The following is a 13,704-nucleotide window of genomic DNA, read 5'->3' on the forward strand; positions in this document are numbered from 1 at the left end:
GGTGCCGGAGCCGGGGGGCCGGGCGGGGAGGGTGCCGGTGCGGGACGGTCAGGGGCGGGGTGCGCCGACCATGGCCCGGTAGGCCAGCTCCCGGAGCCGGGTGGGGACGAACCGGTAGCCGCCGCGCACCACCACGTTGCGCACCCATTGTAGGAACCCGACGTGGCCGATCCCGCGCAGGCGGGCCTGGAGGGCGAGCTCCGCGCGGAGCACGCGCCACCCGCCGCGCCGCTCGTAGGAGCCCGCCGAGACCCGGTAGCCGACCAGCGGTTCGGCCACGTTGCGCACGTCGGCGCCGGCGCGCAGCATCCGCACCCACAGCCAGTAGTCCTCGGCCAGGGGCACGTGCTCGTAGCCGCCGGCCGCCCGCACCGCCGAGCGCCGGAACACCACCGTCGGGTGGCTCACGGGGTTGCGGCGCCGGGAGACGGAGAGGATGTCCCGCTCCCCCACCGGTGCGCGGCGCAGGGCGATCGGGGTCCGCTCGTCGTCGCCGATCTCGTGCATCGACGAGCCCACCAGGTCGGCCCCGGCCTCGATCACGGGCAGCTGCACCGCGAAGCGGCGGGGGTAGGAGACGTCGTCGGCGTCGGCGCGGGCCACCACGTCGTGCCGGCACCGGTCCAGACCGGCGGTGAGCGCCGCGGTGAGGCCCTCGTTGCGCTCCAGGTCGACCCGCACCACGGGCACGGGGAGTTCGCGCACCAGGCGGTCCAGCTCGGCCTCCAGCGCCGCGGGGACGGGGCCGTCCCGCACGACGACGAGCTCGGCGGGCCGGCGCCGCTGCTCGACGGTGGCCGACTCGGCCGCCCGGCGCACCCGCTCCGCGGTGTCGGCGCGGTAGACGGGCATGAGCACGGAGAACTCGAGCGGGGGGTGCGGGCTCACGGGGTCACCGCGGCCCGCCGAAGCCGCGGCCGCGCATCCCGCCGGCGTAGCGGCTCGCCCAGGACGCGAGACCGCGCACGTCCCGCCGGCGGAGGTAGAAGAGGGGGTAGCCGACGAGGTCGGCCCCGAGCTGGACGACCCGCTTGTACCGCCACGTGGTCCAGCCCCGGTTGCGGAAGAAGTGCTCGCGCTTGAACTCCGTCCCGGGCACCACGACCTTGAGCCGGCCGGGGACCACGACGTGCTCCTCGTCCCAGCCCGGCGGGTGCGCCACGGCGGTGCGGGTGGTGGTGCCGAAGGGCAGCCCGGAGCGGCGCAGCCGCACCAGGAAGTCGACCTCGTCGCCGCGCAGGAAGAGCTTGAGGTCCGGCAGCCCGACCGTGAAGAAGACGTGCTCGGCCATCAGGGCGCCGTTGAAGAAGGTGGCGTAGCCGGGCAGGAAGCCGAGCGGCTCCAGGTCCGCCCGGGAGTGGGTCATCCGCCCCTCGAGGCGGTAGGAGAAGGCCAGCGCGCCGTGGTCCTGGGGTGCCACGACGAGCGGGGAGACGACCGACAGCTCCCGCCGCGCGGCCTCCTGCAGGAGGATCTCGAGGCAGTCGGGGCCCTCCGGGTGGGCGTCGTCGTCCATGAGCCACACCCGGTCGGCACCGGTGGCGAGCGCGGTCAGGATCGCGAGGGAGAACCCGCCGGCCCCGCCCAGGTTGGCGAGGGAGCGCACGAGCTCGAGCGCGAACCGGCCGCCGATCGCCTCCTCGAGCACCTCCCGCGGCAGCGCCTCGCGCCCCGCGTCGACGAGGCACAGGGAGGCGACGGGCACCGTCTGCTCCCGCAGCGCGGCGACGAGCGCGAGGACGTCCTCGTGCCGGTCCTGGGTCACGCAGGCCACCGCCACCGTGGGGGTGGGCGTGGGGTCGGACGGCATGCGGCTCCTCCAGGGGGTGACGGGCTGTGCGGTGACGGGCAGTGCGGGAACGGGTGCGGGGTCCGGCACGGTGCCGCGGGCGGGCGCCGGAACGTGCCGAGTCTAGCAAGCGGCGCCCGGACGGCCGGGCCGGCGGGCCGCGTCGCCCCGCCCCGGCGGTGGGCCGGTCTGTACGATGAGCGCAGGAATCCGGGCCCGGACGACGGCGACCGGAAGCGACCGGCAGAGAGGAAGCACCGTGACATCGACGACGTGGGCAGTCCTGGGAGCGACGGGGTTCGTGGGTTCCGCGACCGTGGCCCGGCTGCAGGCGGACGGCCAGACGGTGGTCCCGGTCTCCGCGCCGCGGCTGGGGTCCGGGGCGCGCACGGTCCACCACCTGCTCCAGCAGGCCGGCCGGCTCGAGTCCGTCATCGACTACCTCGCCGAGTCCTTCGCCGGTGCCCACGTGGTCGTCAACGCGGCGGGCCTGGCGGCCCCGGACCAGACGCACGAGGAGTCCCTCGTGGGGGCGAACGCGCTGCTGCCGGTGCTCGTGGCGCTCGCGGCGCGCCGCACGAGCGTGCGCCGGATCGTGCACGTCAGCTCCGCGGCCGTCCAGGGCGACGTCGACGTCCTCGACGAGACGCCCACGGTCCGGCCGTTCTCCCCCTACTCCTTCTCCAAGGCCCTGGGCGAGAGCGCGCTCCTGAAGCTGCGCCGCGACTGGGCGGGCGAGGACGGGGCGCCCGCGATCACGGTGCTGCGCGCGACCTCGGTGCAGGGCTCCGGCCGGCGCACCACCGCGCGGCTGGCCCGCTTCGCGTCCTCGCCGCTGAGCTCGGTGGCCGGCGACGGCGGCGCGCCCACCCCGGTGACGTCCGTGCACGCCCTGGCCGAGTTCGTCTCCCGGGTCGGGCGCCACGGGGAGGCGCTGCCGCCGGTCGTGCTGCAGCCCTGGGAGGGCGCCACGACCGGCTCCATCCTGCGGGACGCGGGCCGCCGGGAGCCGCGCCACCTCCCCGTGCTGCTGTGCCGGCTCGTGGTGGACGCCGGGTTCGCGGTCTCGGCCCTGGCCGGGCACCGGTGGCACGGCGTGTTCCGTCGGCTCGAGGTCACCTGGTTCGGTCAGCGCCAGGTGCGCGGCTGGGCGGAGGAGCACGACGCGGTCCCCGAGCCGCGGATCAGCGAGGTCCTGCGCCAGGCGCACCTGGCCGCCGGCCGGGGCTGAGCCCCGCAGCGCTTCTCGGGGCCGCGCCGGGCCGCTCCCGGGACGGGCCTCAGGCCTGGCCGCTGCCGCGCGCCACGAGCCGGGCGGCCTCCTCGACCGGCAGCGGCCGCGGCTGCCCCGGCGCCCCGGGCCGCTGGACGCGCGTGCGGTCCTGGTCCACGGCCGGGCGCGCGCCCGCCGCGGAGCGCGCCACGAGCGCGGCGGCCAGGCCCTGCGCCGTCGCGGCCCGTGCCGGCCCGGGCGCCGGGGGCTGCCGGTCCGCGGGTGCGGCCGCGCCCTCCGGGTCGGCGGACTCCGCCGCGGGCGGCACGGCCTCCGGATCGGGCTCGCTCACGGCGTGCGAGCCCGAGGCCGCCGGGCGGCCGGCGCCGGGCTCCGCGGGACCCGCACCCGGCGCGGGGGCGCTGTCGAGCTCCTCGTCGCCGTCCGCCGGCACCACCGAGGGCACCACCGAGCGCAGCCGGGCCAGGCTCACGGTGCCGTGGCGCACCAGCAGCGGGGTCTCCCCCGTGCAGTCCACGATCGTGGAGGGGACCGGGTCCCGGTCGGCGGGTCCGCCGACGGGCCGCGGGCCGCCGTCCAGGTAGAGCTCCACGGAGTCCCCGAGCATGTCCGCCGCGGCCCCGGCCGTCGACGCGGCCGGGTGGCCGGTGCGGTTGGCCGAGGACACGGCCAGCGGGCCGCTCTCGATGAGCAGCGCCTGCGCCAGCTCGTCGTCGGGCACCCGCAGGGCCACGGTCCCGTGGGTCTCCCCCAGGTCCCAGCCCAGCGAGGGGTGGGAGTGGAAGATCAGGGTCAGGCCGCCGGGCCAGAAGGCCCGGGCCAGCGCGCGGGCGTCGTCGGAGACCTCGTCGGCCAGGCCGTCGAGCACCCCGGCGTGGGCGATGAGCACGGGCGGGGGCATGGCCCGGGACCGGCCCTTGGCGGCGAGCAGGGTCGCGACGCCCCGGGCGGAGAACGCGTTGGCCCCGATGCCGTAGACGGTGTCGGTGGGCAGGACCACGCACGCGTCGGACGCGAGGGCGCGCGCGGCGTGCTTGAGCCCGGCGGTGCGCTGGGCGATGCTGCTGCAGTCGTAGACGGTGGAGTTCACGGCGTCCATTCTCCCATTCCGGTCGTGCGGGCGCGGCCGGGAAGGGGCGTCCGGCCGGCCGTGGCCCGGTCCCGGCCCGTCAGGTCCTGGTGGCCCTCGACGTCCTCGAGGCCCGCGGCCCGGAAGGCGTGCGCCACGGCGCGGGCCTGCACCTCGGCGTGCTCCATGACGAAGAACCCCCCGGGGCGCAGCAGCCGCAGGGCCGAGGACAGGGCCGCCCGCGGGAGGTCGAGCCCGTCCTCCCCGCCCCCGTACAGGGCGAGGTCGGGGTCGTGCTCCCTGGCCTCCGGCTCGCGCGGGACCGCGTCCGCGGGGATGTACGGCGGATTGGAGACCACCACGTCGCAGCGCCCCTCGAGCTCCGGGAACGCGGTGCGCAGGTCGCCCCGGACGAGCTCCGCGCGCGTCCCGCGCAGGTTCTCGGCCGCCCAGGCGTGGGCGGTCCCGGACAGCTCCACGGCGTGCACGCGGGCCTGCGGCACCTCGTGGGCCACCGAGGCGGCGATCGCTCCGGAGCCCGTGCCCAGGTCCACCACGTGCGGGCGGTGGACGCCCGCGGCCAGCTGCTCGCGCAGCTCGTCGACCACGGCCTGCACCACGGTCTCCGTCTCGGGCCGGGGCACGAACACCCCGGGCCCGACCGCCAGCGTCAGGTAGCGGAAGTGGGCGACGCCCGTGAGGTGCTGCAGCGGGATCCGGCGGGCGCGCTCGGCCACGAGCTCCGCGTACCCCGCGGGCTCGTCCCCGCCGATGATGGCTCTCGCCTCGACCTCCCCCCGGGACAGCCCGGTGAGGTGGCCGGCGAGCAGCAGCGCGTCGGTGCGCGCGGAGTCGATCCCCGCCTCGGCGAGCACCTGCTCCGCCCAGCGCACCGCCTGGCCCAGTGACCTCGTCATCCCGGGGCCCCCGCTCAGCCGTCCTGCTGGCCGATGGCCTCGAGCTGGGCCTGCTCGTCCATCTCGATGGCCGAGCGCACGACCGGCTCGAGGTCCCCCGCCATGACGTGGTCGAGGTTGTACGCCTTGTACCCGGTGCGGTGGTCGTTGATCCGGTTCTCGGGGAAGTTGTAGGTGCGGATCCGCTCGGACCGGTCCATGGTCCGGACCTGGGAGCGGCGCTGCGCGGCGTTGTCCGCGTCGATCTGCTCCTGCTGGTGGGCCAGGATGCGGGCGCGCAGCACCCGCATCGCGGCCTCGCGGTTCTGCAGCTGCGACTTCTCGTTCTGCATCGCCACCACGATGCCGGTGGGCAGGTGGGTGATGCGGACCGCGGAGTCCGTGGTGTTCACGGACTGGCCGCCGGGCCCCGAGGAGCGGTAGACGTCGATCTTCAGGTCGTTCTGGCTGATCTCGACCTCCTCGGGCTCGTCGACCTCCGGGAAGACGAGCACCGCCGCGGCGGAGGTGTGGATCCGGCCCTGCGACTCGGTGACGGGCACGCGCTGGACGCGGTGCACCCCGCCCTCGTACTTCAGCCGCGCCCACACGCCCTCGGCGGGGTCCGTGGCGTTCGACTTGATCGCGACCTGCACGTCCTTGTAGCCGCCCAGGTCGGAGTCGTTGGTCGAGATGAACTCGGTCTTCCAGCCGCGGGACTCCGCGTACTTGAGGTACATGCGCAGCAGGTCCCCGGCGAAGAGCGCGGACTCGTCGCCGCCCTCCCCCGCCTTGACCTCGAGGATCACGTTGCGCGCGTCGTCGGGGTCGCGCGGGACGAGCAGCCGGCGCAGCTTCTCGCGGGCCGCCGCGAGCTGCTCCTCGAGGGCCGGGATCTCCTCCGCGAACTCGGGCTCCTCCGCGGCGAGCTCGCGCGCCGCCCCCAGGTCCTCCTCGAGGCGGTACACCCGGTGGTGGGCCTCGACGATGCCGTTGAGCTCGGCGTAGCGGCGCCCGAGCTTGCGCGCCCTGCCCTGCTCCGCGTGCACGGCGGGGTCGGCGAGCTGGCGCTGCAGCTCGGCGTGCTCGTCGAGCAGGGACTGGATGGGATCCGGCATGGGGCGCTCCTTCGGAGGCTGCGGAGAGGGTCGGGCGGTGGTGGGCACGACGACGCCGCCGCGGCCCCGTCCGGTCGAACCGGTCGGGGCCGCGGCGGCGGGGGCGTGCTAGCGGTCGCTCTCGGCGCGGGCCGACAGCGTGGTCTTCTGCACCTGGAGCAGGAACTCGGTGTTGGACTGGGTGTCCCGCAGCTTGTTCGTGAGCAGCTCGAGGGCCTGCTGCTGGTCGAGCCCGGAGAGGACCCGGCGCAGCTTCCACATGATCTTGATCTCGTCCGGGGAGAGGAGGTTCTCCTCGCGGCGGGTGCCCGAGGAGTTGACGTCCACGGCCGGGTAGATCCGCTTGTCCGCGAGCGAGCGGGACAGGCGCAGCTCCATGTTGCCGGTGCCCTTGAACTCCTCGAAGATGACCTCGTCCATCTTGGACCCGGTCTCCACGAGGGCGGTCGCGAGGATCGTGAGCGAGCCGCCGTTCTCGATGTTGCGGGCCGCCCCGAAGAACTTCTTCGGCGGGTACAGCGCCGCGGAGTCCACGCCGCCGGAGAGGATGCGGCCGGAGGCGGGGGCCGAGAGGTTGTAGGCACGGCCCAGTCGGGTCATGGAGTCCAGGAGGACCACCACGTCCATGCCCATCTCCACGAGCCGCTTGGCGCGCTCGATCGCGAGCTCGGCGACCGTGGTGTGGTCGTCCGCCGGGCGGTCGAAGGTCGAGGCGATGACCTCGCCCTTGACCGTGCGCTGCATGTCCGTGACCTCCTCGGGGCGCTCGTCGACGAGCACCATCATGAGGTGGACCTCGGGGTTGTTCGTGGTGATCGCGTTGGCGATCGCCTGCAGCATCAGCGTCTTGCCGGCCTTCGGCGGGGAGACGATCAGCCCGCGCTGGCCCTTGCCGATGGGGGCGACGAGGTCGACGACGCGGGGCCCGATCTTCTTGGGCTCCGTCTCGAGGCGCAGGCGCTCCTGCGGGTACAGCGGAATCAGCTTCCCGAAGTCCACGCGGTCCTTGTTCTCCTCGGTCTTCTTGCCGTTGACCGTGGTGAGCTGGACCAGCGCGTTGAACTTCTGCCGCGTGGCGTTCTGCTGCTCGCCGTCGCGGGGGGCGCGGATGGCGCCGACCACGGCGTCGCCCTTGCGCAGGTTGTGCTTCTTGACCTGGGCGAGGCTGACGTAGACGTCGTTCGGGCCGGGGAGGTAGCCGGAGGTGCGCACGAACGCGTAGTTGTCGAGCACGTCCAGGATGCCGGCGACGGGCAGCAGGACGTCGTCCTCGGTGAACTCCGTGTCGTCGACCTCGGGTCCGGTGCTGCGCCCGCGGCGGTTGCGCCGCTCGTTGCGCTCGGCGCGGTCGTTGCGGTCGCTGCGGTCCCGGTCGCGGTCGTTGCGGTTGCGGTTGCGGCGGCTGCGGCGGCTGCCGCCGTCGTCCTGGCGGTTGTCCTGACCCCGGTTGTCCTGACCCCGGTTGTCCTGACCGCCCTTGTCCTGGCGGTTGTCCTGGCCGCCCTTGTCCTGGCGGTTGTCCTGGCCCTTGCCGTCCTGGGACTTCCCGCCCTCGGACCGGCCGTCGCGCCGGCCGCGGCCGTCGCCCCGGTCCTGGCCGCCCTTGTCCTGGCGGTTGTCCTGGCCCCGGTTGTCCTGGCCGCGGTTCTGGTTGCGGCTCCGGTCCTGCTTCGACTGGTCGTCGTCACGGCCCTCGGCGGAGAAGCGCGCCTCGTCGGTCTCCTGCCCGGAGTCCTGGCCGCCGTTGCCCTGGCCGTTGTCGTCGCGGTTGCGGTTGCGGCGGCTGCGGTTGCGGTTGCGGCCGCCCTCGCCCTCGGCGCCGGAGGAGTCCTCGGCGGGAGCGGGCTGGTCGGCCGGCTGCTGCTCGGTGGCGCCCTGCGCCGCGGTCTGCTGGGCGGCGTCCTGCTGCTCGGAGCCCTGCTGCGCGGGGACGGACACCACACCGGTGCTCGTGGCGCGGCGGGAGCGCGAGCGCCGCTGCGGCTGGCCGCCGTCGGCGCCCTGCGCGGCGGAGGAGTCCTCGCCGGTCGTGGCGGCGGCCGGGGCGGCACCCTGGTCGGCGCCGCCGTCGGCGGTCTTCTCGACCGTCTGCGCGATCTTCTGCTCGACGGCCTGGTCCCGGTCGGCGACGGCGCCGCCGCGCTGGTGGGCGGCGATCGCGTCGACCAGCAGGCTCTTGCGCATCCGGCGGGCGCCGGTGATCCCGAGCTGGGAGGCGAGCGCCTGCAGCTGGGCCAGCTTGAGCGCGGACAGTCCCGCGTTCCGGGGGTCGCTGGTGGTGGTCTCTTCCGTACCCGTGGAAAGGTCGGTGGTCTCGGTCACGAAGTGTCCTTCTCCCTCGGTGGGGGGCCCATGGATCTCAGAGTCCAGGACCGTGGATGGTTCCCGGCGGGCCGCGATCGCGGGCCGCCTGCGGCGGGGCGCACTTCAGGGCGCGGCAGCCTGGGCGAACAAGGTGTCACCCGGAGATCATGGTGCGCTCCGGTCCGTGTCGGTGCGGGCCGGGGCGCCGACGGCATCGAAGAAGCCGGTGCCGGCGGGGGATCACCGGAGGATCTGAGGCGGTGGAGCCGAGGACCCCGGGGCATCCGACCGGGGCGCTGCCCCTCATGATGCCCGCTGTCCTCGCCGCGCCGGGCGCGGTCTCCTACCCCTGGATCTGCTGCGGGTGCCTCTCCAGCTTAGCACCCTGACCGTCGACGCGCAGACGGAGGACACGCCAGGAGACGGAATCGGCCCCGGGGGCGGCGAGCTCCGCGAGGGCCTGCTCCGTCTCCTGCGCCTGGTCCCGGTCCTCGGCGAGGACCAGGACGGTCGGCCCGGCCCCGGAGATCATGGCCGGCAGCCCGCGGGCCCGCAGCGCGGCCATCAGCCGGGCGCTGGGGGGCATGGCCGAGGCCCGGTACGGCTGGTGCAGCCGGTCCTCGGTGGCGGGCAGCAGCAGCTCGGGTCGCCGCGTGAGGGCCTCGACGAGCAGGGCCGTCCGCCCCGCGTTGACCGCGGCGTCGTGGTGCGGGACGGTCGCGGGCAGCAGGGAGCGGGCGAGGCGGGTGGGGACCTCGAAGTCGGGGATCGCCACCACCGGCACGACGTCCTCGTGGACGGTCACGGGGGCGCTGCGGTAGCCGTCCGCGTCGGTCCACGAGATCACGAGCCCCCCGAAGAGGGAGGGGGCCACGTTGTCCGGATGGCCCTCCATCGCGGCGGCGACCTGGAGCAGTCGCCGGTCGTCGAGGGCGCGCTCAGCGGGCAGCAGCGCGTTCGCCGCGAGCACGCCGGCCACCACGGCCGAGGCGCTCGAGCCCATCCCGCGGCCGTGCGGGATCCGGTTGGTCGCCTCGAGCCGCAGCCCCGGCAGCTCCTCGACGCCCGCGGCCCGGAAGGCGGCCCGCATGGCGCGGACCACCAGGTGCTCCGCGGACCGGGGCACGGACGCGGAGCCCTCACCGTGCAGCTCGAACTCCAGGCCGCCGCCGGTCACGGTGACGGCGAGGTCGTCGTAGTGGCCCAGGGCCAGGCCCAGGCTGTCGTAGCCCGGGCCCACGTTGCCGGTGGAGCCGGGGACGCTCACCGCCACCCGCTGGCCGATCTCGAACATCCGGGACTACTCCAGGCCCAGCGCGGCGGCGACGGCGACCACGTCGAAGGGCACGCGCGTGGGCTCGGCCAGCGAGGGGTCCTCCCGCTCGGCGGCCTTGATCGCCCACTGCGGGTCCTTGAGACCGTGGCCGGTCACGGTGATGACCACCGTCTGCCCCGTGGGGGCCTCCCCCGCGGCGTGCTTCTGGAGCAGGCCGGCCACGCCCGCGGCGGAGCCCGGCTCGACGAACACGCCCTCCTTGGCCGAGAGCCACCGGTGTGCGGTCAGGATCTCGTCGTCCGAGACGGAGCCGATGAGCCCGCCGGACTCGTCCCGGGCGGCGATCGCCGAGTCCCAGGAGGCGGGGTTGCCGATCCGGATGGCGGTCGCGATGGTCTCGGGCTCCGTGACGGGGTGGCCGAGGACCAGCGGGGCCGCGCCCTCGGCCTGGAAGCCCCACATCACGGGCAGCTTCGTCGAGACGGCCGGCAGCTCCCCCGCCGTGGCGGAGGAGTAGGGCCGGGCGTACTCCTGGTAGCCCTTCCAGTACGCGGTGATGTTGCCGGCGTTGCCGACCGGCAGGATGTGCAGGTCCGGGGCGTCGCCGAGGGTGTCGACCACCTCGAACGCCCCGGTCTTCTGGCCCTCGATCCGGTACGGGTTCACGGAGTTGACGAGGAACACGGGGTAGGACTCGGAGAGCTTGCGGGCCACCTCGAGGCAGTTGTCGAAGTTGCCGTCCACCTGGATGATGTCCGCGCCGTGCGCCACGGCCTGCGAGAGCTTGCCCATGGCGATCCGCCCCTCCGGCACGAGCACCGCGCACGTGAGCCCGGCCTGCTTGGCGTAGGCCGCGGCGGAGGCGGAGGTGTTGCCGGTCGAGGCGCACACGACGGCCTCGGCGCCCTCCTCCTTGGCCTTCGTGATCGCCATGGTCATGCCCCGGTCCTTGAACGAGCCGGTCGGGTTCATGCCCTCGAACTTCAGCCAGACGGTGTTGCCGGTGAGCTCCGAGAGGGCGCGCGCCCGGATCAGCGGCGTACCGCCCTCCCCCATCGTGATGACCTCGGTGGAGCCGGAGACCGGCAGCCGGTCCCGGTACTCGTTGATGACGCCCTGCCAGACGTGTGCCATGTGCTGGATCTCTTCCTGTGGACTCGGTGGTGCGGGGGGTGCTCGCGGGGGGCGTGCGGCGGCACCCCCTCCGGGTGCGGTGCCGCCCGCAGGCGGCACCGCGGGGCGGATCAGTCGGCGTGCTCCACACGGATCACGCCGGCGACCTCCTCGACGAAGGGCAGCTCGCGCAGGGCGTCCACCGTGGCCACGAGGTCCTTGTTCGCGCCCCGGTGGGTCACGAGCCGGATCTCCGACAGCTGCGGGTCGCCGTGCGGGTGGTCCGTCTGCTGCATCGTGAAGATCGACACGCCGTGGTCGGCGAAGACCTGGGCGATCCGCGCCAGGACGCCGAGCCGGTCCTGGACGGTCAGGGTGATCGAGAAGCTCGTGCGGACGTCGTCCATCGGCGCGGCGGCGAGCTGGGCGTGGGGGTCCGCGCCCTGGGCCGGGCCGCCGAGCACGAGCCGGCGCGCGGCCGAGACGAAGTCGCCCAGCACGGCCGAGGCGGTGGCGGCGCCGCCGGCGCCCGCGCCGTAGAACATGAGGGACCCGGCGTTCGCGGCCTCGACGAACACGGCGTTGTAGGCGCCGTGCACGCCGGCCAGCGGGTGCTCCCGCGGGATCATGGTCGGGGTGACCCGCAGGTTCACCCCGCCCGGGCAGCGCTCGCACACCGCCAGGAGCTTGATGACGTAGCCGGCCTCGCGGGCGGCGGCGACGTCCGCGGCGGTGACCCCGGTGATGCCGCGGCAGTACACGTCGTCGATGGTGAAGGTCGAGTGGAAGGCCAGGGACGCGAGGATCGCGGCCTTCGCCGCGGCGTCGTGGCCCTCCACGTCGGCGGTGGGGTCCGCCTCGGCGTAGCCGAGCTCCTGCGCCTCGGCGAGCGCGTCGTCGAACTGCGCGCCGGTGGTGTCCATCTGGTCGAGGATGTAGTTCGTGGTCCCGTTCATGATGCCCAGCACGCGGTCCACCCGGTCCCCCGCGAGGGAGTCCTGCATGGGGCGCACGATGGGGATCGCCCCGGCCACGGCGGCCTCGTAGGACAGGGGCACGCCGGCGGCGTCGGCCGCGTCCTGGAGCTGGCGGCCGTGCCGGGCGATGAGGGCCTTGTTGCCCGAGATCACCGGCTTGCCGGCGTGCAGGGCCCGCAGGATGCGGCTGCGGGCCGGCTCGATCCCGCCGGTCAGCTCGATGACCACGTCCGCGGCGTCGACGAGGGCCTCGGCGTCGGTCGTGAGCAGCTCCTCGGGCAGCTCGACGGTCCGCCGGGCGGCGAGGTCGCGCACGGCGATGCCGACGAGCTCCACGGGCGCGCCCACGCGGGCGGCGAACTCGGGGCCGTGGTCGAGCAGGGTCCGGGCCACCTCGGCGCCGACGTTGCCGGCGCCGAGCAGGGCGACCTTCACGGTCGAGGGCGGGCGGGTGGTCTCAGGGGTCGAGGCGGTCAATCAGGCTCCCAGGTCGCGGGCGAACAGGTCTTCTTCGGTCTCGCCCCGCACGATGAGCCGGGCCTCCGGCCGGTCGCCGGCGGCGCGCACGGCGACGACCGGCGGGCGGGCGATCCAGTTGTAGTTGCTGGACAGGGCCCAGCAGTAGGCGCCGGTGGCGGGCACGGCCAGGACGTCCCCGGGGGCGAGGTCCTCGGGCAGGTAGACGTCCCGGACCACGATGTCCCCGGACTCGCAGTGCTTGCCCACCACCCGGGAGAGCACGGGGGCCCCCTCGGCGCGGCGGTTCGCGAGCACGGCCGTGTAGTCGGCCCCGTAGAGCACGGGCCGGGCGTTGTCGCTCATCCCGCCGTCCACGGAGACGTACCGGCGCTGCGCGCCGGACTCCGCGGTGACGGTCTTCAGGGTGCCCACGGTGTAGAGGGTGCACGCGGCCGGCCCGGAGATCGCCCGGCCGGGCTCGATGGACAGGTGCGGGACCGCCATCCGCAGGGACCGGGCCGTGGTGGCCACCTGGTCCGCGAGGGCCTCGGCGATCTCGCGGGCCGGGCGGGGGGTGTCGGCCTCGGTGTAGGCGATGCCGTAGCCGCCGCCGAGGTCGAGCTCCGGCAGCGTCAGGCCGAAGCGCTCGTCGGCGGCGGCCATGAAGGCGAGCACCCGCTCCGCGGCCATCCCGAAGCCGTCGGCGTCGAAGATCTGGGAGCCGATGTGGCAGTGGATCCCGCGCAGGTCGAGCTCGGGCTCCAGGACGCACGCGGCGACGGCCTGCATCGCGGGGCTGTCCCCGCCGCCCTCGGGCGGGGCGAGGGACAGGCCGAACTTCTGGTCCTCGTGGGCGGTGGCGATGAACTCGTGCGTGGACGCGTGCACGCCGGGGGTGACCCGGATCAGCACGGGGGCGACGACGCCGAGGGTGCGCGCCAGGTGGGCCACGAGCTCGATCTCGGCGAGGGAGTCCACGACGATCCGGCCGAGGCCGTGGTCGAGGGCGCGGGTGATCTCGGCGGCGGACTTGTTGTTCCCGTGCAGGGCGATCCGGGCGGGCTCCATGCCGCCGCGCAGGGCGACGGCCAGCTCCCCGCCCGAGGCGGTGTCCACGTTGAGGCCCTCCTCGCGCAGCCAGCGCACCACCTCGGTGGTCAGGAAGGACTTGCCGGCGTAGTAGACGGAGACCTCGGCCCCGATCCGCGCGAACGCCTCGGTGAAGGCGGCGCGGAACTCGCGGGCGCGCGCCCGGAAGGTGTCCTCGGAGTAGACGTAGGAGGGAGTGCCGTAGCGCTCGGCGAGCTCCGGGACGGGGATCCCCGAGACGGCCAGCACGCCGTCCTCGCCGCGGCGGAACGCCTCGGGCCAGATGACGGGGTCGAGGGCGTCGAGGTCCTCGGGGACGCTGAGCCAGGCCGGCGCCAGGGGGGAGCCCCCGGTGCGGGTGGTCGGGTCGGCGGTCATGC

11 protein-coding genes are annotated in these 13,704 nt (G+C 74.9%); 1 reads left to right on the forward strand and 10 read right to left on the reverse strand.

Features of this window, described 5'->3' with window-relative positions; all coding sequences use genetic code 11:
- Positions 1-48 precede the first annotated feature (48 nt).
- A complete protein-coding gene (locus ACP7CD_RS01735; protein ID WP_017833267.1) occupies positions 49-888 on the reverse strand; it encodes a glycosyltransferase in 840 nt (279 codons plus the stop codon).
- A 4-nt stretch (positions 889-892) separates the two neighbouring features.
- Complete coding sequence (locus tag ACP7CD_RS01740) at positions 893-1,810, reverse strand: glycosyltransferase (RefSeq protein ID WP_095651708.1); 918 nt, start codon at positions 1,808-1,810, stop codon at positions 893-895.
- A 238-nt stretch (positions 1,811-2,048) separates the two neighbouring features.
- Here ACP7CD_RS01740 and ACP7CD_RS01745 point away from each other — a divergent pair, with 238 nt between their 5' ends.
- On the forward strand, positions 2,049-3,020 hold the full coding sequence (locus ACP7CD_RS01745; RefSeq protein ID WP_031283606.1) for an NAD-dependent epimerase/dehydratase family protein: 972 nt from the start codon (positions 2,049-2,051) through the stop codon (positions 3,018-3,020).
- A gap of 49 nt (positions 3,021-3,069) precedes the next feature.
- Here the strand turns inward: ACP7CD_RS01745 and ACP7CD_RS01750 are convergent, their stop codons facing one another.
- From ACP7CD_RS01750 to lysA, 8 genes are all read right to left on the reverse strand, one after another.
- On the reverse strand, positions 3,070-4,113 hold the full coding sequence (locus tag ACP7CD_RS01750; protein ID WP_426118600.1) for an L-threonylcarbamoyladenylate synthase: 1,044 nt from the start codon (positions 4,111-4,113) through the stop codon (positions 3,070-3,072).
- Positions 4,110-5,009 (reverse strand): peptide chain release factor N(5)-glutamine methyltransferase, encoded by a 900-nt coding sequence (gene prmC, locus ACP7CD_RS01755; RefSeq protein WP_426118602.1) that lies wholly within the window; start codon positions 5,007-5,009, stop codon positions 4,110-4,112. Before prmC ends, ACP7CD_RS01750 begins: the two co-directional genes overlap by 4 nt.
- Positions 5,010-5,023: 14 nt before the next feature.
- Positions 5,024-6,106: a peptide chain release factor 1 gene (prfA, locus tag ACP7CD_RS01760; RefSeq protein ID WP_426118604.1), complete on the reverse strand. Its 1,083-nt coding sequence runs from the start codon at positions 6,104-6,106 to the stop codon at positions 5,024-5,026.
- Between the two features lie 108 nt (positions 6,107-6,214).
- Complete coding sequence (rho, locus tag ACP7CD_RS01765; RefSeq protein WP_426118606.1) at positions 6,215-8,428, reverse strand: transcription termination factor Rho; 2,214 nt, start codon at positions 8,426-8,428, stop codon at positions 6,215-6,217.
- Between the two features lie 325 nt (positions 8,429-8,753).
- The gene (gene thrB / locus ACP7CD_RS01770; protein ID WP_426118608.1) at positions 8,754-9,704 is read right to left on the reverse strand and encodes a homoserine kinase; all 951 of its coding nucleotides are present in this window, start codon (positions 9,702-9,704) and stop codon (positions 8,754-8,756) included.
- Between the two features lie 6 nt (positions 9,705-9,710).
- Positions 9,711-10,820 (reverse strand): threonine synthase, encoded by a 1,110-nt coding sequence (gene thrC / locus ACP7CD_RS01775; RefSeq protein ID WP_251355777.1) that lies wholly within the window; start codon positions 10,818-10,820, stop codon positions 9,711-9,713.
- 110 nt (positions 10,821-10,930) lie between these two features.
- Complete coding sequence (locus ACP7CD_RS01780; protein ID WP_426118611.1) at positions 10,931-12,253, reverse strand: homoserine dehydrogenase; 1,323 nt, start codon at positions 12,251-12,253, stop codon at positions 10,931-10,933.
- The gene (gene lysA, locus ACP7CD_RS01785) at positions 12,254-13,702 is read right to left on the reverse strand and encodes a diaminopimelate decarboxylase (protein WP_017834409.1); all 1,449 of its coding nucleotides are present in this window, start codon (positions 13,700-13,702) and stop codon (positions 12,254-12,256) included.
- Between the last annotated feature and the right edge of the window lie 2 nt (positions 13,703-13,704).

The sequence above is a fragment of the Kocuria sp. LHG3120 genome, from assembly GCF_049897445.1.
GTDB classification, from domain to species: domain Bacteria; phylum Actinomycetota; class Actinomycetes; order Actinomycetales; family Micrococcaceae; genus Kocuria; species Kocuria rosea.

Coding starts and splice junctions, on each gene's coding strand:
- thrC (WP_251355777.1), bottom strand. CDS start 10,820: ATGGCACACGTCTGGCAGGGCGTCATCAACGAGTACCGGGACCGGCTG.
- lysA (WP_017834409.1), bottom strand. CDS start 13,702: ATGACCGCCGACCCGACCACCCGCACCGGGGGCTCCCCCCTGGCGCCG.
- thrB (WP_426118608.1), bottom strand. CDS start 9,704: ATGTTCGAGATCGGCCAGCGGGTGGCGGTGAGCGTCCCCGGCTCCACC.
- ACP7CD_RS01740 (WP_095651708.1), bottom strand. CDS start 1,810: ATGCCGTCCGACCCCACGCCCACCCCCACGGTGGCGGTGGCCTGCGTG.
- prfA (WP_426118604.1), bottom strand. CDS start 6,106: ATGCCGGATCCCATCCAGTCCCTGCTCGACGAGCACGCCGAGCTGCAG.
- prmC (WP_426118602.1), bottom strand. CDS start 5,009: ATGACGAGGTCACTGGGCCAGGCGGTGCGCTGGGCGGAGCAGGTGCTC.